The following is a 15,787-nucleotide window of genomic DNA, read 5'->3' on the forward strand; positions in this document are numbered from 1 at the left end:
GCGATGGGTGCGGCTGATCTGTCGCACGAGATTTCCCCCCTCAGTCGACTCCGAAAACCGTGTCACGGATGTCAATTACTGTCAACGGGTGTTATAGGTGTGGCCTTTGGGGTAGATGGGGCCGACGGGACTCCGTTCGGCCGCGACTTCGCGTGGCTGCCCCATGTGCGATCTGAGATAGTTGCTGTGTGACCGCTGACGACTCTGCCCGTATCGAGACCGACTGGCTCACCCTCCCTGAACTCGTGGAGGCGCTCGGTGAACCGCTGGGTCGCGTCCGGCGTCTGCTCGACGAGTTCCACCTGGTGGGGTCCCGTCGCGACGGCGCGCTCAAAGTCCCGTCCGTGTTCATCCGGGACGGTCACCCGATCGCCTCCCTGCGCGGGACGGTCATCGTGCTGCATGACGCCGGGTTCTCCGACGATGAAGCGATCGACTGGCTGCTGACCCCGGAGGACTCCATCGGCCTCGCGCCGATCGAGGCGCTTCGTGCCGGTCGCAAGAGCGAGGTGCGTCGCGTCGCGCAGACGCTCGCCTGAGCGTCAGGCCACGCGGACCGTGGCCGCGCGGGCAAGATCCCGCAGCTCGCCGACGGCGGCATTGCCGAGGTGAGCGCCCGAGAGCGCCCGATCGGCCTCATGCGCGTAGCGTGCGATGAGCTGCTCGACCCGCTCGAGTGCACCGCTGTCGGCGATCGTGCGCTGCAGCGACGCGATCTGGTCGGCATCGAGGCCGGGATCGCCGACGAGTTCGTCGATGAGCCGTCGTGACGTCGCCGGAAGCGCCTCGCGGGTGTAGGCGATCAGCACGGTGCGCTTGCCCTCACGCAGGTCGTCTCCCGACGGCTTGCCGGTCTCGCGCTCGTCTCCGAACACGCCCAGGACGTCGTCGCGAAGCTGGAAGGCCATGCCGAGCGGGTGGCCGAACGCGGCCAGCGCCGCCGTCTGCGCGGCATCGGCGCCGGCCAGCGCGGCACCGACGGCGAGAGGCTGCTGCACGCTGTAGCGGGCGGACTTGAGGGATGCCACCCTCAGCGCCCTCTCGGCGTGACGCTCGTCGGGCTCGGACAGGAACGCAGATTCCTCTGCGACGTCGAGGAACTGCCCGAGCGTCACCTCGCGCCTCATCGTCGCGTACTCGGAGCGGGCTGCGACCGCGCGTTCGACGGGAATCCCGGCGAGACCCTCTTCGAAGAGATCGTCGCTCCACGCCACCAGCAGGTCGCCGAGCAGGATGGCCGCCGACCTGCCGAACGCGGCGGCGTCGCCGGTCCAGCCGGCAGCGCGGTGCGCGGTCTCGAGGGCACGATGCGTCGAGGGGCGGCCACGCCGCGTGTCGGAGTTGTCGATGAGGTCGTCGTGGACGAGCGCGGCCGCGTGGAAGACCTCCAGAGCAGCCGACGCGGCCACGACCGCGGCCGGCAGATCGCCTGCGCGACCCGAGTATTCCTCCACTGCGCTCCACCCCGCGACGCAGAAGCGCCCGCGCAGCCGCTTTCCGCCCGACGTGGCGCCAGCGGCAGCGTCGATGAAGAGCGCTGCTTCGGCTCCGGCATCGGCGATATCGGACCGCTGGGCCGAGACGAAGGTGTCGAGTCGCTGGGAAATGGCTTCGATCGTCTCTGCGGGGCCTGACACGGGCCTAGCCTAGTGATCTACGGCACGCGTAGAATCGAGCCAACGGAAGTACAGAGGGGGATGCATGCCACTCTCCGAACAGGAGCAGCGCCTGCTCGACGAGATGGAACGCCATCTCATGCGCAACGACGCAGACGTCGTCAGCGCGCCCCGCGACGGACGCAGCCTGAGCTATCGCAACATCGTCTACGGCACGATCCTCGTGCTGCTGGGCCTCGGCGGTCTGATCGTCGGGGTATCGGTTCCGCTCATCGTCGTCGGCGTGATCGGTTTCGTGATCATGCTCGGCGGTGTGGTCCTCGCGGTCACCCCCGGGCGCGGCCCCGGCAAGATCCGGGTCGAGCCCGAACAGGCCGCGAGATCGCCGCAGAAGAGTTCCTCCTTCATGGATCGCATGAACGACCGCTGGGACAGGAGGCAGGGAGAGCGCTGAGCCTCCCCGCCGACTGACACCGGCACAACAAGCACCGACCTTCGGGTCGGTGCTTTTTTTGTTGCCCTGGCGCGACCGTGAACGGCCGCGGCGACGGTCCAGGGGAGCGTTCCAACGGTCCAATGGTGGCGAAGTGGAGGAGAGTGGAGTAAAGTGGTGGACATCCCGGGGGGGGCCGGACGAAGGGGGTGTGATGTACCGATGCTTTTGGGCACCCACACACCCAAGCTCGACGACAAAGGTCGCGTCATCCTCCCGGCGAAATTCCGCGATGACCTGGGCGCCGGTGTCGTGGTGACGCGCGGTCAGGATCGCTGCCTCTACGTGTTCAGCACGCAGGAGTTCGAGCGCGTGCACGAGCGCATCCGCGAAGCGCCGCTGGCCAACAAGCAGGCCCGAGACTTCCTGCGCATGTTCCTGTCCGGCGCAAGTGCCGAGAAGCCCGACAGCCAGAACCGCATCACCCTCCCTCAGCCGCTGCGCGCCTACGCGGGTCTGGAACGCGACCTCGTCGTCACCGGCGTCGGAGCACATGCCGAGATCTGGGATGCCGCCGCGTGGAACGCCTACGCCGAAGCCAACGAAGAGACCTACGCCGAACTGGAGCAGGAGGTGATTCCGGGCCTGTTCTGACGCCCCCGATCCCGACTCCCAGCCGCTCACGCCCTGACGCACTTCCCCGGCGCCAGGTCAGAGAGCGGATGGGGATCAGGGTCTGGGGAAGACGCACGGCAGAGGCCCCGACATCATGAACCTCCGCGACATCCACACTCCGGTCCTCCTCGAGCGCTGCATCGAGCTGCTCGCACCCGCACTCGAACGCGACGGTGCGGTGATCGTCGACGCGACGCTCGGCATGGGCGGCCACTCCGAGGCGTTCCTGGAACGGTTTCCGGGGCTGCGGCTGGTCGGACTCGACCGCGACACCGATGCGCTGCGCATCGCCGGCGAGCGCCTCGCACGGTTCGGTGAGCGAGTGACGCTGGTCCACACCGTGTACGACGGGATCGCGGATGCCGTCATCTCGGCCGGCTTCGCGAAGGCCGACGGCATCCTGTTCGATCTCGGTGTCTCGTCGCTGCAGCTCGACGTCGCCGATCGCGGGTTCGCGTATTCGAAGGACGCGCCGCTCGACATGCGCATGGACCAGTCCGCGGGCGTGACCGCCGCCGACGTCCTGGCGACGTACGGCGAGGGCGATCTGCGCCGCATCTTCGAGCGCTACGGCGAGGAGAAGCTCGCCGGCCGCTATGCGCGCGCCATCATCGCGGCGCGCGCCGAGGCTCCCATCGAGCGCTCGGGCCGCCTCGTCGAGATCCTGGTGGCCGCGACGCCGTATGCGGCGCAGCGGACGGGGCACCCCGCCAAGCGGGTGTTCCAGGCCTTGCGCATCGAAGTCAACCGCGAGCTGTCGGTGCTCGAGCGGGCGGTCCCGTCCGCCCTCGGCATCCTGCCCGTCGGCGGGCGCATCGTCGTGCTCGCCTACCAGTCGCTCGAAGACCGCCTGGTCAAGCGGGCGCTGGCCGAGGCGACCGCCTCGACAGCGCCCGCCGGCCTGCCGGTGGAGCTGCCGGAGCACGCTCCGAGATTCCGGCTGCTCGTCAAGGGGGCAGAGCTCGCCTCCGACGAGGAGCGTGCCACGAACCCGCGGGCCACACCGGTGCGCCTGCGGGCTGCAGAGCGCGTGAGGGAGGACGCATGAGCATCAACTCGCACGCACTCGCGACCGCTCCGGTGCCCTCACGCGGCAGCGTCGCGCCCGATCGTTCGCAGTCGCCCGACCGGCGCCTTCGGGTCGTCGAGGCTCCGGCGCGCCGTCGTCGGCCGAAGCTGCTGTACGGCGTGGTCGCGGTGCTCGGCGCGTTCGTCATCGCCGGCGCGCAGATGGTGCTGTCGATCATGACGACGCAGGGCTCGTACGAGCTGTCGGCGCTCGCGCAGCAGCAGCGCGACCTCACGTACGAGAAGCAGATCCTCTACGACGATGTGGCCGGGCTGAGCTCGCCGCAGTACCTCGCCGCCAATGCGGCCGCTCTCGGCATGGTGATCGACGAATCGCCGTCGTACCTGCGTCTGAGCGACGGTGCCATCCTCGGCGTGTCCGAGGTCGCGATGGGATCTTCGTCGATCGACGCGATCGGGCGCGGAGCGGTGCCCAACGCCCTCCTCACCGATACGCCGCTGGTCACCGTTCCCGACGCCACGATCGATGGTGTGCCGGTGGAGGTCGCGGAGACGTCGACCGACGGCGGAGTCTCGAACACTCCGCCGCCGATCACCGACGGACTGCCCACCCCGAGCACACACTGAGTTCATGACGACCCGAAGCACGAGAAGCCCGCGCCGCCGCACGGTGGTGGCCCTCGCCGTCGTGCTCGCCGTCCTCGCCGGTTTCATCGTGCGACTCGTCGACATCCAGGTCGTCAACGCGGGCGAGCACATCGGCGACTCGATGGACCGTGCGTTCGCCGGCGAGCAGGTGCTCCACGGCACCCGCGGTGAGATCGTCGACCAGAACGGCCAGACTCTGGCGGGCAGCATCCTGCGTTATGACTGTCAATTGGATCCTCTCCTGATCCGGCAGATCGACACGGAGGTGCTCGAGGGGAAGTCCGACAAGCCACTGTGGGAAGAGGTCTCGGTCGACGTCGCGGCGATCACCGGGCAGACCCCCGAAGAAGTGCGTGCGATCGTCGAAACCGAGCTCGCGGAGCGTCCCGAATCGCAGTTCGTCTACCTGAAGAAGGGCGTGTCGACGGAGCAGTACCGCGCAATAGCCGATCTCGGCATGCCCTACATCGGCTGCCTGCAGCATCCGGCGCGCACGTACCCCGACGGTGCCGTCGCCGGGAACCTCGTGGGCTTCGTCGGTGCCGACGGCCCGCTCGAGAGCCTCGAGAAGTCGCAGAACGACTGTCTTGCGGCAACCGACGGGCAGCGGGTGTATCAGCGGGGCAAGGACGGCGTCGTGATTCCCGGTACCGAGCGCGAGACGCCTGCGACCGACGGCGGCACCCTGCAGCTGACGATCAACCGCGACCTGCAGTGGTACCTGCAGCAGCTCATCGCCGAGCAGACGCAGAACATGGGCGCGCAGCAGGGCGCGATCCTCGTGTACGAGGTGAAGACGGGCAAGGTCCGCGCCGCCGCCGAATACCCGACCGTCGATCCGAACGCGTTCGAGGCGACGCCGGCGGACTTCCGGACGAGCAGCATCTTCCTCGAGTGGTTCGAGCCCGGCTCGACCTTCAAGGCCCTCACGGCGGCGACCGTGATCGACGCCGGCGGTCAGAATCCCGGCTCCACCGTCGTCGCGTCGGGCAGGGAGTCCTTCCCCAACGGCGCCACCGTCGTGGACTCGTTCCAGCACCCTTCGTACGAGTACACGCTGGCGGGCACGCTCATCGACTCGTCGAACGTGGGCATCTCGAAGTTCAGCGAATCCGTGAGCCCGCAGACGCGTTACGACTACTTTCAGCGCTTCGGCATCGGGCAGGGGACCGGCTCCGGCTATCCGGCGGAGCAGACCGGTCTGCTGAACCCGGTCGAGCAGTGGGGTCCGCAGGGCACGTACAACACCTCCTTCGGCCAGGCGGTCACGACAACGATGCCCGAGCTCGCCCGCGCGTACGGGGCGATCGTCAACGGAGGCGTCAAGATGCCGCTGTCGATCATCGAGTCGTGCACCCTGCCGGACGGCACGGTCGTCGAACCGGAGCTCGGCGACCCGGAGCAGGTGATCAGCGAGGGCACGTCGGCGCAGATGCGCGCCATGCTCGAGAACGTCTTCCTGCAGGCGCCGTACGCCCAGTCGGTCCAGATCCCCGGCTACCGGGTGGGAGGCAAGACGGGTACCGGTGAGAAGGCGGACCTCGTCAACGGCGGCTACAAGCAGGGCGTCTACTACACGACCATGGTGGGCTTCGCGCCCGCCGACGACCCTGAGTACGTCGTCGTCGTGACGCTCGACGAGCCGACGAAGGTAACATCGTCTGCGGCCAACGCGACCGCGTTCCAGAAGGCCATGACCCAGGTGCTCAAGACCTACCGTGTCATGCCCTCGACGACGGCGCCGGAGCTGCTGCCCAAGTTCGGGTAGCCTCCTCACCGGCCGGAGACCCATGATCGCGCTCACCATCGCCCAACTCGCCCACGCCATCGCCGGCGAGACCCGCCTGACCGCGGGCGACACTCCCGAGACCGTCGTCTCGGGCCTCGTCGACACCGACTCGCGTCACATCGGCCCCGGCGACGTCTTCGTCGCCAAGCCTGGTGACGTCACGGACGGTCACCTGTTCGTCGAGGCCGCCGCCTCGGCCGGCGCCGCTCTGGCGATCGTCGAACGGCCTGTCGAGGCGGACGTCACCCAGATCGTCGTGCCGGACGCGGTCGCCGCACTCGCGGATCTCGCGCGCGAGGTCGTGAAGCGGGCGAGGGATGCTGCGGCCCAGCGCGGCGACACCCTCGAGGTCGTCGGCATCACCGGCTCCAACGGCAAGACCACCACCAAGAACCTGCTCGCGCGCATCCTCGAGGGCGAGGGCGAGACGATCGCCCCGAAGGCGTCGTTCAACAACGAGGTGGGCGCGCCGCTCACGATGCTGCGCGTCACCGAACGCACCCGGTTCCTGGTGAGCGAGTTCGGAGCCAGCGCGCCTGGCGAGATCGCCCGGCTCGCGGGACTCGTCGAGCCCGATGTCGGCGTCGTGCTGATGGTGGGGATGGCGCACGCGGGGGGATTCGGCGGCATCGAGGCGACCTTCCACGCCAAGTCGGAGCTCGTGCGCGCGATCCGCTCCGGCGGTCTGGCCATCCTCAACGCCGACGACGCCCGCGTGGCCGCGATGGCGCCGATCGCCGCAGAGCAGAGCGCCGGAGTGCGCTGGTTCGGGCGCGGACCGGCGGCGACCGACGTGCGAGCCGACGACGTCGTGGTGACGGCATCCGGAACGTCGTTCGTCGTCACCGCCGACGGCGAGTCGCTCCCGGTGCGCCTGCGTGTGCTCGGCGAGCACCATGTCATGAACGCCCTGGCCGCGATCGCCTCGGCGACCGCGCTCGGCGTGAGTCCCGCCGATGCCGTCGCGCGCCTGGAGACCGTCGAGATCGCCGAACGCTGGCGCATGCAGCCGCTCGGCTCGGACCGCGTGCGGATCATCAACGACGCCTACAACGCCAGCCCCGATTCCATGTCGGCGGCGCTTCGCACACTCGCGCAGATCACGGGCCCCGGCGAGCGAACCGTCGCGGTGCTCGGCGCCATGAGCGAGCTGGGGGAGTACGCGGAGGAGGAGCACGACCGCGTGGGCCTGCTGGCCGTGCGCCTCGGCATCCAGCGCATCGTCGTGATCGGCTCGGACGCCCGCCGCATGTACCTCGAGGCGGTGGCTCAGGGTTCGTGGGACAACGAGGCGGTGTTCTTCGAGACGGCCGACGAGGCGTTCCACTACCTGCGCGGCGAACTGCGCGACGGCGACCGCGTGCTGGTCAAATCATCCAACTCCGCGGGGCTGCGGTTCCTCGGCGATCGTCTGGGAGAATCGTTCTCGTGAGATCACTCCTGACTGCGGCGGCGATCTCGCTGGCCTTCACGCTCTTCCTCACTCCGGTGTTCCTGCGGCTGTTCCGCAAGTGGGGTTGGGGCCAGGTCATCCGCACCCCCGAGAACGTCCACAACCCCAGCCACCAGGCCAAGCGGGGCACCCCCACGATGGGCGGGACGATCTTCATTGCCGGCACGATCGTCGGGTATCTCGTCGGGGCGTACACCGGCAACAACCCGCCCACCATCTCGGGCTGGCTGGTGCTGTGGATGATGGTGGGACTCGGCGCGGTCGGCTTCATCGACGACTACATGAAGGTGCGCAGTCAGCGCAGCCTGGGCCTCAGCGGCTGGCGCAAGATCGTCGGGCAGATCCTCGTGCTGGTGCCGTTCGGCGTCGTCTCGCTCAACTTCCCGAACCAGTGGGGGCAGACGCCGGCGTCTCCCTTCATCTCGGTGTTCCGCGACGTGCCGGCGCTGTCGTTCATGGCGCTCGGGCTGATCGCCGGCTGGATCCTCTACCTGATCTGGGTCTCGATCATCGGCGTCGCCACGTCGAACTCGGTCAACCTGGGCGACGGGCTCGACGGACTCGCCGCGGGCTCGGGGATCTTCGTCACCGGCGCGTACAGCCTCATCGCGTTCTGGCAGTTCAACCAGGCCTGCTGGGGTGGTGAGGCGCTGTCGGCCGCCGCCCAGGCCGCCTGCTATCCCACACGCGACCCGTTCGACCTGGCGATCGTCTCGGCGTCGTTCGTGGGCGCGCTCATCGGGTTCCTGTGGTGGAACGCGCCCAAGGCCAAGGTATTCATGGGTGATGTCGGCTCGATGGCGATCGGCGGCGTGATCGCCGCGATGGCGATCCTGACGCGCACCGAGCTGCTGCTGATCCTCGTGGCGGGCGTCTACGTCATCGCGTCGGGGTCGGTGATCCTGCAGCGGCTGTACTTCAAGATCACGCGCGGCAAGCGGCTGTTCCTCATGAGCCCGCTCCACCATCACCTCGAGATGCGCGGCTGGTCCGAGATCACCATCGTCGTGCGCATGTGGATCATCGCGGGCCTGCTCGCCGTGTCGGGCATCGGATTCTTCTACGTCGAATGGCTTTCGCAGACATGACCTCAGACCGACTCGCCGGGCTCACGAGCTGGAACGCCGACTGGAAGGGCCTGCGCGTCGCGGTGCTGGGGCTGTCGGTCACCGGGTTCTCGGTCGCAGACACGCTCGCCGAACTCGGCGCGGATGTCTTCGTCTTCACCGAGCAGGCCGACGAGGAGTATGCGCGGCTGCTTCCCGTCATCGGCGCCAAGCTGTGGACCGGCCCTCTCGACGCGGTTCCTGCGGAACTCGCCGAGTTCGCCCCCGAGGTCGTCGTGGCCTCGCCCGGGTTCGCGCCGCGGCATCCCGTCGTCGCGTGGGCCCGTGAGTCGGCCATCGCGCTGTGGGGAGACATCGAGCTGGCATGGCGCGTCCGCGACAAAGTGCTGCGCGCCGACGGGACCCCCGCCGACTGGATCCTGATCACCGGGACCAACGGCAAGACCACGACCACGCGGCTGACCGCGACGATGCTCGTCGCGGGCGGTCTGCGTGCCGCGCCGGTCGGCAACATCGGAACACCGGTGCTCGACGCCGTGCGGGATCCCGCGGGCTTCGACGCCCTCGTGGTCGAGCTGTCGAGCCACCAGCTGTGGTACCTGGGGCTGCAGGACACCCCCGATCCGGTCTCGCCGCACGCCGCCGTCTGCCTGAACCTCGCCGATGACCACCTCGAGTGGCACGGCTCGTTCGAGGACTATCGCGACGCCAAGGCGCACGTGTACGACAACACGCGTGTGGCGTGCGTCTACAACAAAGCGGATGCCGCCACCCGGCGCATGGTCGAAGACGCCGACGTCGTTGAGGGCGCACGCGCGATCGGCTTCGACCGCGGCGTGCCCGGTCCGAGCGATCTCGGCGTGGTCGACGGCATCCTCGTGGACCGCGCGTTCCTCGAGGACCGCCGCACGAGCGCTCTCGAGCTGACGACGGTCGCCGATCTGGCCGAGCGGGGGCTGGGCGCGCCGCATATCGCCGCCAACATCCTCGCCGCCGCCGCTCTTGCGCGGTCGCTCGACGTCGCGCCGTCAGCCATCCGCGAGGCGCTGCGCGGCTTCCGTCTCGACCCGCATCGCATCGAGGTCATCGCACGGCATGCGGGCATCACGTGGGTGGACGACTCGAAGGCGACCAACCCGCACGCCGCGGCGTCGTCGCTCGCCGCCTACCCCGGCGCCGTGTGGGTCGTCGGCGGACTCCTCAAGGGCGTCGACATCTCGGGCCTCGTCGCCGAACGCGGATCGTCGGTGAAGGCCGCGGTCGTCATCGGCGCGGAGCGCGGCGCGGTGCTGGCCGCGTTCTCACGACACGCGCCCGCGGTGCCGGTGTTCGAGGTCGAGGCCGATGAGACTGAAGGGGTCATGACGCGGGTCGTCGAACTGGCGGCGGGGGTGGCGCGTGACGGGGACGTGGTTCTGCTCGCTCCCGCCGCGGCATCCTTCGATCAGTTCACGTCGTACGCGGACCGCGGCACGAAGTTCGCGGAAGCGGTGAGGGATCGGATCGGGACGGGGGCTGAGGATGACCACGACGCAGACCCGACCGGCCCCGGCGACCGCGGCTGAGCCGTCCGCCAAGCGGGGCCTCGCGGCCCGCGTCTCGCTGGGGCGGGTCTTCGCCCCAGTGCCCAGCGAGTTCCTGCTGATCGCATCGACCACCCTGCTGCTGACGGTCTTCGGGCTCGTCATGGTGCTGTCGGCGACATCCGCGACGGCCACCGCCCGCGGCGAGGCGCCGTGGGAGATCGTGCTCAAGCAAGGCCTCTTCGCGATCATCGGCATTCCGCTCATGCTGATCGCCAGCCGCTTTCCGCTGTCGTTCTGGAAGAAGATGGCGTGGCCGGCGCTCATCGGCGCGGTGGCGTTCCAGATGCTCGTGTTCACCCCGCTCGGCCACTCGAACGACGGAAACCGCAACTGGATCACGATTGCAGGCTTTCAAGCCCAGCCCTCGGAGTTCCTGAAGATCGCGCTCGCCCTGTGGGTGGCGTACGTGCTGTTCCGCAAGCAGACGCTGCTGCGCAAATGGCAGCACGTGTTCATTCCCCTCGTGCCCGTCTCGATCCTCGCGATCGCAACGGTCCTCGCCGGTGATGACCTGGGCACGGCCATGATCCTCGCGCTGATCGTGCTCGGTGCCCTGTTCTTCTCGGGCGTGCGACTGCGGATCTTCATCCTCCCGGCGCTCGCTGCCGCCGCCGCCGTGGCATACCTGGCGGTCGCGAGCCCCGACCGCATGCGCCGGTTCATGAGCTTCCTGAACCCCAATTGCCTCGACGATTACTTCAACGACTGCTACCAGCCGCTGCACGGCATCTGGGGGCTCGCGAGCGGCGGCATCTTCGGCCTGGGCCTGGGCAACTCGCGCGAGAAGTACGACTGGCTCCCCGCCGCCGCGAACGACTACATCTTCGCGATCGTGGGCGAGGAGCTCGGACTGATCGGCTGTGCCGTGGTGCTCGCCCTGTTCGCGCTGTTCGCCGTCGGAGCGTTCCACGTGATCCGCAAGACCGACGACCCGTTCGTGCGCATCGCGGCCGGCGGCATCACGGTGTGGATCGTGGGCCAGGCCCTGATCAACATCGGCGTCGTGCTGCGCGTCTTCCCGGTGCTCGGTGTACCTCTGCCGTTCATGTCGCAGGGCGGCACGTCGCTGCTGTCGGTCCTGCTCGCGTGCGGTGTGCTGCTCTCGTTCGCTCGCACACTTCCCGCGTCGGTCGCGCGGCGCGACGCCGCGATCGCGCAGGCGCGCGCACGCCGCACCCGCTCGGCCGGCACCCGCGGCTGAGTCCCGGGCGCGGCCGGGCGCGGCCGGGCGCGGCATCCGTCCCCTCCGGCACGGTGCGGAGACGTGCCCGTGGGAGAATCGTCCGGATGACGACCTACCTTCTGGCCGGCGGCGGCACCGCCGGGCACGTCAACCCGCTTCTGGCCGTCGCCGACGCACTGCGTGCGCGGGAACCCGATGCCGACGTGCTGGTGCTCGGCACCCGGGAAGGACTCGAGTCGCGACTGGTACCCGAACGGGGCTATGAACTGCTCTTCGTCGACAAGCTGCCGTTCCCGCGACGACCGAATCGCGCGGCCGTGGCGTTCCCGAACCGGTTCCGGCGCGCGATCGCGCAGGTGCGCGAGCACATCACGTCGCGTCATGTCGATGTCGTCGTCGGCTTCGGCGGCTATGCCTCCGCCCCCGCGTACGTCGCGGCTCGCCGGGCCCGCGTGCCGTTCGTCGTCCACGAGGCGAACGCGCGTCCGGGACTTGCGAACGTGCTCGGTGCGCGCTGGGCGACCGGCTCCGGGGTCGCCTTCGAGGGAACGCCGCTCAAGGGGTCGCGGGTGGTGGGCATGCCGCTGCGGCGTGAGATCGTCGACCTCGACCGCGGCGCCCTGCGCGGCGAGGCGGCCGCCTACTTCGGCCTCGACGCCTCGCGACCCGTGCTGCTGGTCTTCGGTGGATCGCTGGGCGCCCAGCGGCTGAACGAGGCCTTCGGCGAGGGACACGGCGGCGCGTGGCGCGATGTGCTGGATGCCGGCTGGCAGGTGCTCCACGCCACCGGGGAGCGATCCGATCTCGCCGATCCCGGCGTCGAGGGATACGCGGTGGTCCGGTACGTGGACCGGATGGACCTCGCATTCGCCCTCGCCGACTTCATCGTCTCGCGCGCGGGTTCGGCGACGGTCAGCGAGATCAGCGCCTTGGGGATCCCCGCGATCTACGTCCCGTACGCCGTCGGCAACGGCGAGCAGGCCCTCAACGCCGCGTCCGCCGTGCGTGCCGGTGCAGCGGTGCTGATTCCGGATGCCGAGTTCACAGGTGATCGCGTGCGGTCCGAGGTCGTGCCCCTGCTGGCCGACGAGGCCCGTCGTGCCGCGATGACGGCGGCGGCGGCATCCGTCGGCACCCGCAACGGCACCGAGAATGTCGTCGCGATGATCGACGAGGCGCTGGCCCCGTAGCGTCAGGCCGGCGCGGTGCCGCCGGCGCGCAGCGCTGCCGCCACGAGGGCGAGAGCCTCGTCGGCGTCGAGCCGCAGCGCGCGCACCTGCTCGGCGAACGCGGCCGCTGCGCGCTGAGCCTGCTGGTGGGCAGGATCGCCGTGGAACGACACGAACGTGCCGTTGCGTCCGCGGGTCTCGATGATGCCGGATGCCTCCAGCTCGCGGTAGGCGCGGGCGACCGTGCCCGGCGCGACGCCCAGGTCTTCGGCCAGCCGCCGCACCGTGGGCAGTCGCTCGCCCGCGGCCAGCGCGCCCGACGCGACCTCGTCCACCACCTGCGCCCGCAGCTGCTCGAACGGCGGAATGTGCGAGCCCGGGTCGATGACGATCACACCTCATCCTCTCGACGCGTCGTCAATGTGTCAACACAAAGCGCCCTCGCCACGAGGTTCGTTCGTCACCTATGTACGCGAATCGCGGGTTTCGGCGTACACAGGTGACGAACGAACCCGAGGGGTGGGGCGCGGGAGCGGGGGTGGCCAGCGCGCCGGGGCCGGGGCGGGGCGAGGCCAACTTAGGATTGGACGGTCATGATCAGACCCGACCTGAGTCTTCCCATCCCCGAGAACATCGAGGCCGCCCACTTCATCGGAATCGGCGGCTCCGGCATGTCCGGCCTGGCTCGCATGTTCCTCGAGCGCGGCATCCGCGTCTCTGGCTCCGACCGGGCCGACAGCCCCGGCCTCCGCGATCTCGAGGCGCTCGGCGCCACCGTGTACGTCGGTCACGACGCCGCGAATCTCGCCGACGACGTCGACACCGTGGTGCACACCGGCGCCATCTGGCCCGAGAATCCGGAGTTCCTGCTCGCGAAGGAGCGCGGGCTCCATGTCATCCACCGGTCGCAGGCGCTGTATTGGCTCATCGGCGGGCGGCGGCTCGTCTCGGTCGCCGGCGCGCACGGCAAGACCACGTCCACCGGCATGATCGTCACGGCGCTGAGGGACGTGGGCGTGAACCCGACCTTCGTCAACGGTGGTGTCATCTCGCAGCTCGGCGTCTCGAGCGCGAGCGGATCGGACGACCTGTTCGTCATCGAGGCCGACGAGTCCGACGGCACCTTTCTGCTCTATGACACGTCGATCGCTCTCGTCACGAACGTCGACCCCGACCATCTCGACCACTGGGGCTCCGCCGACGCCTTCTACGCGGCGTTCGCCCGGTTCGCGAATGAGGCGCGCGAGGCCGTGGTGATCTCGTCCGACGACCCGGGCGCGAAGATCGTCACCGCCCAGCTGACCCACCCCCGCGTCATCACCTTCGGCGAGTCGGACGACGCGACCGTGCGCGTGACCGACATCGTCACCGACGGTCCGGTCTCGTTCCGCCTCAGCTATGACGGCGCCACCGTCGAGGCTCGGCTTCCGGTTCCGGGGGCGCATAACGCGATCAACGCCGCCGGTGCCGTCGCCGTCCTCCTGACGCTCGGGCACGCGCTCGAACCTGCCGTGCGTGCCGTCGAGGGCTTCGCGGGCACGGTCCGCCGCTTCGAGCTGCACGGGGTCCAGCGCGGCGTCGCCGTCTACGACGACTACGCGCATCACCCCACCGAGGTGGCCGCTGCTCTGGTGGCGGCACGCACGGTGGTCGGCGACGGACGCATCATCGCCATCCAGCAGCCGCACACCTACTCGCGCACTCAGGAGATGTACCGCGAGTTCGCGCAGGTCCTGGAGCAGTATGCGGATCACACCGTCATGCTCGACGTGTACGGGGCGCGTGAGGATCCGGTGCCCGGAGTCACCGGCGAGCTCGTGAGCGGTGCCTTCGCGGATCCGTCGCACGTCCATTTCGTCCCGGACTGGCAGCAGGCCGCCGACTACACCGCTACCGTCGCCCGCGACGGGGACTACGTCATCACGCTCGGCTGCGGCAACGTCAACCTGATCATCCCGCAGGTACTGGAGGCCCTCGGCCGCACATCGCCGCCCACGCACCCGGGCACGGGGGAGTAGCGCCGCATGCGCCGTCCGTCACCGCTGCCGCAGCCGCCCGCGCGTGAGACGGAGCAGGCGGATGCCCCGACTCGCGGCCGTCGGGACGCCCGGGTTCCGCGCGACGAGACGATGACGGATGCTGCCGCGCCGACGTACGCCTCCGCCCCGGGCCCGGATTCCACGGGCCGCGCGGGCTCGGCTCCCTCCAGCGGCGCCGGCGCCGACGGCGAGGCGGCCGCGCCCGTCATCCCGCTCGGGGGCCCGGTGCCGCTGCCCGGCTCGGAGCCTGCGCCCCTGGACGGCACCGCCGACGCAGCGGGCGACGTCGGCTTCCGTGATGTGTGGCGGGCTTCGCGCGCACGACGGAAGGCGCTGCGCGCAGAGGTCCGCCGCTTCACGGTGCGCCAGCGTCGTCGCCGCGCGCTCTGGCTCGGCGCCGCGGCATCCGTCGTCATCCTCGCCCTGGCCACCATCGGCGCGGCCTACAGCCCGCTGTTCGCGGTCGAGCGCGTGGTCGTGGTCGGCGCGGAGCAGCTCGACGCCGCCGAGATCTCCGAAGCGCTCGCGGGTCAGGTCGGCACACCGCTGCCCCTCGTCGACGAGAGCGCCGTCAAGGCAGAGCTCGTCGCGTTCCCGCTCGTGGAGTCGTACACGCTCGAAGCCCGTCCTCCGCACGATCTCGTGGTGCGGATCGTCGAGCGCACGCCGATCGGGCTGATCGAGACGCGTGCCGGCTACACCCTCGTCGACGCGGCGGGTGTCGCGCTGTCGACGTCCGCCCAGCCGAGCCCGGGCACTCCGGTGCTCTCGATCACCGGCGGCGTGGACTCCGACGCGTTCGCGGCCGCGGGCCAGGTGATGAGGTCGCTGCCCGAGGAGCTGCGCGTGCAGGTGACCGCCGTATCGGCGACGACGCCCGACGATGTCACGCTCTCGCTCGGCGAGTCCAACGCACAGGTGGTGTGGGGGAGCGCTGAGGAATCGGCGAAGAAGGCACTCGTGCTGGCTCGGGCGATGATCTCGCACCCGCCGGCGGCGGTCATCAGCTACGACATCTCATCTCCTGACGCCATCGTCATCCGGTGACCTGGAGGCCCGGCGAGGCACTGTTGACGCCGGGTTGGCGCGACACGCCGTCC

15 protein-coding genes are annotated in these 15,787 nt (G+C 69.7%); 13 read left to right on the plus strand and 2 right to left on the minus strand.

Annotation, left to right across the window (positions count from 1 at the left end):
* The first annotated feature begins 188 nt into the window (after positions 1-188).
* Positions 189-539, plus strand: coding sequence for an Rv2175c family DNA-binding protein (locus HF576_RS19095; protein ID WP_343234358.1), 351 nt, complete (start codon positions 189-191; stop codon positions 537-539).
* A 3-nt stretch (positions 540-542) separates the two neighbouring features.
* Here the strand turns inward: HF576_RS19095 and HF576_RS19100 are convergent, their stop codons facing one another.
* Positions 543-1,637, minus strand: a complete 1,095-nt coding sequence (locus tag HF576_RS19100; protein WP_168914431.1) for a polyprenyl synthetase family protein — start codon at positions 1,635-1,637, stop codon at positions 543-545.
* A gap of 64 nt (positions 1,638-1,701) precedes the next feature.
* On the opposite strand from HF576_RS19100, the gene HF576_RS19105 reads away from it, so the two are divergent.
* The 10 genes from HF576_RS19105 to HF576_RS19150 all read left to right on the plus strand — a co-directional run bounded on the left by HF576_RS19105 (position 1,702) and on the right by HF576_RS19150 (position 12,669).
* A complete protein-coding gene (locus tag HF576_RS19105; RefSeq protein WP_168914432.1) occupies positions 1,702-2,070 on the plus strand; it encodes a DUF3040 domain-containing protein in 369 nt (122 codons plus the stop codon).
* Positions 2,071-2,271: 201 nt separating this feature from the next.
* Positions 2,272-2,703 (plus strand): division/cell wall cluster transcriptional repressor MraZ, encoded by a 432-nt coding sequence (gene mraZ, locus HF576_RS19110; protein WP_168914433.1) that lies wholly within the window; start codon positions 2,272-2,274, stop codon positions 2,701-2,703.
* Between the two features lie 115 nt (positions 2,704-2,818).
* Positions 2,819-3,772 carry a 16S rRNA (cytosine(1402)-N(4))-methyltransferase RsmH gene (gene rsmH / locus HF576_RS19115; protein ID WP_168914434.1) on the plus strand — a complete coding sequence of 318 codons (954 nt, stop codon included), beginning with the start codon at positions 2,819-2,821 and terminating at the stop codon, positions 3,770-3,772.
* Complete coding sequence (ftsL, locus tag HF576_RS19120; RefSeq protein ID WP_168914435.1) at positions 3,769-4,380, plus strand: cell division protein FtsL; 612 nt, start codon at positions 3,769-3,771, stop codon at positions 4,378-4,380. The genes rsmH and ftsL overlap by 4 nt, the downstream gene beginning before the upstream one ends.
* Before the next feature lie 4 nt (positions 4,381-4,384).
* Positions 4,385-6,169 (plus strand): peptidoglycan D,D-transpeptidase FtsI family protein, encoded by a 1,785-nt coding sequence (locus tag HF576_RS19125; RefSeq protein WP_168914436.1) that lies wholly within the window; start codon positions 4,385-4,387, stop codon positions 6,167-6,169.
* Between the two features lie 22 nt (positions 6,170-6,191).
* Positions 6,192-7,622, plus strand: coding sequence for a UDP-N-acetylmuramoyl-tripeptide--D-alanyl-D-alanine ligase (locus HF576_RS19130; protein ID WP_168914437.1), 1,431 nt, complete (start codon positions 6,192-6,194; stop codon positions 7,620-7,622).
* A complete protein-coding gene (gene mraY, locus HF576_RS19135) occupies positions 7,619-8,731 on the plus strand; it encodes a phospho-N-acetylmuramoyl-pentapeptide-transferase (RefSeq protein WP_168914438.1) in 1,113 nt (370 codons plus the stop codon). The genes HF576_RS19130 and mraY overlap by 4 nt, the downstream gene beginning before the upstream one ends.
* Positions 8,728-10,275: a UDP-N-acetylmuramoyl-L-alanine--D-glutamate ligase gene (gene murD, locus HF576_RS19140; protein WP_168914439.1), complete on the plus strand. Its 1,548-nt coding sequence runs from the start codon at positions 8,728-8,730 to the stop codon at positions 10,273-10,275. The genes mraY and murD overlap by 4 nt, the downstream gene beginning before the upstream one ends.
* On the plus strand, positions 10,232-11,497 hold the full coding sequence (gene ftsW / locus HF576_RS19145; RefSeq protein ID WP_168914440.1) for a putative lipid II flippase FtsW: 1,266 nt from the start codon (positions 10,232-10,234) through the stop codon (positions 11,495-11,497). The genes murD and ftsW overlap by 44 nt, the downstream gene beginning before the upstream one ends.
* Positions 11,498-11,583: 86 nt before the next feature.
* Positions 11,584-12,669 (plus strand): UDP-N-acetylglucosamine--N-acetylmuramyl-(pentapeptide) pyrophosphoryl-undecaprenol N-acetylglucosamine transferase, encoded by a 1,086-nt coding sequence (locus tag HF576_RS19150; protein ID WP_168914441.1) that lies wholly within the window; start codon positions 11,584-11,586, stop codon positions 12,667-12,669.
* 2 nt (positions 12,670-12,671) lie between these two features.
* Here the strand turns inward: HF576_RS19150 and HF576_RS19155 are convergent, their stop codons facing one another.
* Positions 12,672-13,043, minus strand: a complete 372-nt coding sequence (locus HF576_RS19155; RefSeq protein WP_168914442.1) for a GntR family transcriptional regulator — start codon at positions 13,041-13,043, stop codon at positions 12,672-12,674.
* Between the two features lie 198 nt (positions 13,044-13,241).
* Between HF576_RS19155 and murC the strand changes: the two genes are divergently transcribed.
* Both murC and HF576_RS19165 read left to right on the plus strand, forming a co-directional pair.
* On the plus strand, positions 13,242-14,666 hold the full coding sequence (murC, locus tag HF576_RS19160) for a UDP-N-acetylmuramate--L-alanine ligase (RefSeq protein ID WP_168914443.1): 1,425 nt from the start codon (positions 13,242-13,244) through the stop codon (positions 14,664-14,666).
* 6 nt (positions 14,667-14,672) lie between these two features.
* The gene (locus HF576_RS19165; RefSeq protein ID WP_168914444.1) at positions 14,673-15,734 is read left to right on the plus strand and encodes an FtsQ-type POTRA domain-containing protein; all 1,062 of its coding nucleotides are present in this window, start codon (positions 14,673-14,675) and stop codon (positions 15,732-15,734) included.
* Positions 15,735-15,787 lie beyond the last annotated feature (53 nt).

The sequence above is a fragment of the Microbacterium salsuginis genome, assembly GCF_012524205.1.
Lineage (GTDB): Bacteria > Actinomycetota > Actinomycetes > Actinomycetales > Microbacteriaceae > Microbacterium > Microbacterium salsuginis.